This is a genomic window from Microcystis sp. M_QC_C_20170808_M3Col, assembly GCF_007095505.1.
Taxonomy (GTDB): domain Bacteria; phylum Cyanobacteriota; class Cyanobacteriia; order Cyanobacteriales; family Microcystaceae; genus Microcystis.
Genome location: NZ_SFBY01000394.1, coordinates 1 through 2599, shown reverse-complemented (window position 1 = coordinate 2599; position 2599 = coordinate 1). Strand labels below are relative to the sequence as shown.

The 2599-nt window shown below is 36.0% G+C and carries 1 protein-coding gene and 1 pseudogene; both read left to right on the top strand.

What is annotated here, in order from left to right; translation table 11 throughout:
• Window positions 1–114: 114 nt before the first annotated feature.
• Window positions 115–450: pseudogene (locus EWV84_RS18250) on the top strand (AAA-like domain-containing protein); the annotation flags it as partial.
• Window positions 451–626: 176 nt separating this feature from the next.
• On the top strand, window positions 627–2599 hold a 1973-nt coding region (locus EWV84_RS18245; protein ID WP_287079177.1), incomplete at its 3' end, for an AAA-like domain-containing protein.

Here is a 2599-nt window from a genome sequence, read left to right as displayed (position 1 = left end):
TGAGTTAAAAGTTAAACTTCAAGTTTTTATTCAGGACGAATGTACTGATTAACTAATTTTTTGGGGAAAATTAGTTAACCCATCATTATAACATATAATTAATTTGCAAGAGTTCTAATTAATCTTGTTGGGGGACATCCCTATTTAATCCAAAAAGCGCTTTATGCAATTACCCAAAAACAGCTGTCTTTAGCAGATTTTGAACAGACAGCAGCCACGGAAGCGGGAATTTATGGGGATCATTTGCGAGGACATTTGCTAAACTTACAAGAACATCCAAACCTAGCAGCAGGAATGAAAAAGGTTGTAGAGTCGTCTTCTCCCGTTGATTTAGGTGCAACAATTAATTGGCAACTTCATAGTTTAGGATTAGTAACCTTTGTGCAGAATGCTGTTCAACCCCGTTATCCACTATACAGCGACTATTTTAGGTATCGCTTATCCGCCTAAAATCCGATATATTGAGTTAAACTGTTGTACATCTAAATCTGATATTCGTTTTCACCTGTTCCCCGTTCCCCCATCGAACCCAGAACTTTAAATGCGGACTAGCTTAGGGACAGATAACCTTTGATTAAATTATTCATCAAACTTAACCAATCAGACAAATTGCTAATTTTAATCCTATGGCGACCAATTTTTATTATGTTGGAGGCAGCGTCCCCCTAGAGTCACCTAGTTATATCAAGCGGGAAGCAGATGATCTATTTTATAACTATCTAAAAAATGGACAGTATTGCTATGTGTTAAATTCCCGTCAGATGGGAAAATCAAGTTTGTGGGTACAGACACAAAAACGACTGCAAGAGGATAATATTGATTGTGCTACCATTGATTTGAGTGGTATAGGGAAAAAACTCTCCGAAGATATTTGGTATCGAGTATTATTTGAGCAACTGGTTAAACGATTTGATCTTTCTATTCGGGAAAAAGAGCAAGCTTGGTGGAATGAACGAGCCTATAAATCACCTATTAATCGTCTTGATCAATTTGTTGAGGAAATTCTCTTAAAGGAAGTATCCCGACCTATTGTTATCTGTTTCGATGAAATTGATAGCGTTCTGAGTTTAAATTTTTCCACAGATGCTTTCTTTGCTTGGCTGCGTAGCTGTCATGAAAAACGTCCTCATAATAGGGATTACCAACGTCTAACCTTTTGTATGTTGGGGGTAGCGGCAGTTTCTAACTTTATTCAAGATAATCATCATGGTCCTTTTAATATTGGTCAAGATATTCGATTATCTGGATTTACTATAAAGGATGCCAGAAAACTTGCCGAGGGATTGCAGGAAAAATTTATCGCACCGGAACGGGTTTTAGAGGAGGTTATAGAATGGACAGGTGGACAACCATTTTTAACTCAAAAAATTTGTAATTTAATCTCCACATCTCGCACTGGATTTGGCAGGGAATCGGCAGCAAACCCGATTAATGTCGGCGATTTTATCCAGTCGCAAGTAATTAGTAACTGGGTATCTCAAGATAGTCCAGAACACCTAAAAACTATTCGGAATCGTTTATTAAATAAGCGTGTCACGGGTAGAAGAATGCTGAAGCTTTACCAAGAAATTTTAAGAAATGGTGAAATTCCCGATGATGGTAGTCCCGACCAAATAGAATTACGCTTAACGGGATTGGTAGTTCAAGACCGACAAAAGTTAAAAGTTTATAATAAGATTTATAGAAATGTTTTTAATGAAACTTGGGTGACAACGGAATTAAATAAAATACCTCCATACATTGACAAGTACGAAATTTGGTTAAATTCAGGGGAAGATGACACTAAACTTCTTTATGATCAAGATTTAGAAGAAGCTTTAACTTGGAGTGAAAATCAAGATATTAATGAGCCAGAAAAGCGTTTTTTAGAGTTAAGTGAAATCGCCGCCAAACGAAAAGCACAGATAGCACGTCAAAGACAAGCACATCAACTGGCTGAAAAACAATTAACGCCCAAATTTGAGGAGAATCAACGAGCAGCTTTAATTGAGGAAACTTTAGCTTGGACGAGTGGTAACTTGGAGTTAACAGAAATAGTTATTCGTTTGCTAATTGACAATAAAAATGAGTTGCGGGAAGGACAAGAAAAACCCAAAATTGAACAATTGATTCAGAAAAATATTGTAGAAAATTGGTTACAAAATAAAGCGGCAGCCCATCTCCAGAAAATACAAAACAGTCTCTTAACTCCTGATAAAAATGTTAGGTCAACATTAGAAATCTATCAAGATATTTTGCAGGGGAGAGTATTTGCTGATAATAAACCAGAAAAATTGGCACTTCAGCAAGCAGAATTAGTGATTAAGAATGATGATTATCTAGAAGTGACCAATCGAATTTATCAAGAGGTATTTAATGTTCAATGGGTTAAACAAGAACTAGAAAAATTAGTTGATGTGGAGAATTCTCCTGCTGGTTTAACTAAAATATTATCTTTCTTGGCACTATTAGGCTTTCTTGGATTTACTTTTTGGTCATTCAAGACTCCTAATGTCGTGGTGACACCTTCACCTAGTATTCCAGAAATTTGTGCTAAACGAGATTTTAATATTACCTTAGAAAAGAATATTCAACAACTGCAAGAATTGAAAAAGAAACA